Consider the following 811-nt stretch of genomic DNA (forward strand, 5'->3'; position numbering starts at 1 on the left):
GCAGCCGCTCCACAACTGTAGTCAAGTTCTTGAAATCTCATCGTTTCTCTCCTTTTCTTTTTACTTTTTCAAAATACAGACGGTTCATCACGTTGCCATGTCCATCCGGATGCATTTTGTTCACTAAGTTTTTTCCCTTTTCCATTCAATGATTGTTTGTATTTTTCTTCTTCATTTTCATCTGTATCATTTGAATAAGGTGAAACCAAACATTCTTCAATCTGGCATGTATTTTTTCTAATCCTAATCTGAATTTTGTAGTTATCTTCACTGCGACGGGCTTTATCAACTTTTATAGTCATGTATTCAGGATTTTCTGCAATGGGTTCTACGATGAGCACATAGTCCAGGTCTTCAATGATTTGCCATGAATTTCCTACGTTAGCAGAACTGCTTTGCAATCCTGCAAATCCACCTAGCTTTGCCCCACGATTTAATTGCATGGGCGTCCAAATTGGCAAGCAAAAGTCTTGTGCAATTCCAATGAGTTCAGTTGTGATATACCCTAACCCAGTATAATCATCTTTTGCTCTACCTTCATATGAAAGTTTTTTAAGGTAGTCGTGATAGACTGCTCGAATTTTTACTTTGTCGCAATGTTCCACTTCAAATAGATAATCAGCCAATTTTTGCGGTGTGAGTTGTTTGGGTTTAAAGTATTTGATTCTTACATATTTTGACATATCCTTCATGGAATCCAGTGCTGCTTCAATCTGATTAATTTCTTCTTTTGCAAGTAGCTTGGGTTCGATGCGGTATTTTACAAGCTTTGAAATTTCAATACCTGTCATCGACGCAATAAACCGTGTAT

Annotated in this window: 1 protein-coding gene; it reads right to left on the reverse strand. The window is 37.0% G+C overall.

All coding sequences use genetic code 11. From position 1 onward, the window contains the following. Positions 1-68: 68 nt before the first annotated feature. Positions 69-811 (reverse strand): hypothetical protein (locus tag NZM05_12605; protein ID MCS7014455.1); only part of this gene is annotated, 743 nt, incomplete at its 5' end.

It is taken from the genome of Chloroherpetonaceae bacterium, from assembly GCA_025056565.1.
Lineage (GTDB): Bacteria > Bacteroidota > Chlorobiia > Chlorobiales > Thermochlorobacteraceae > Thermochlorobacter.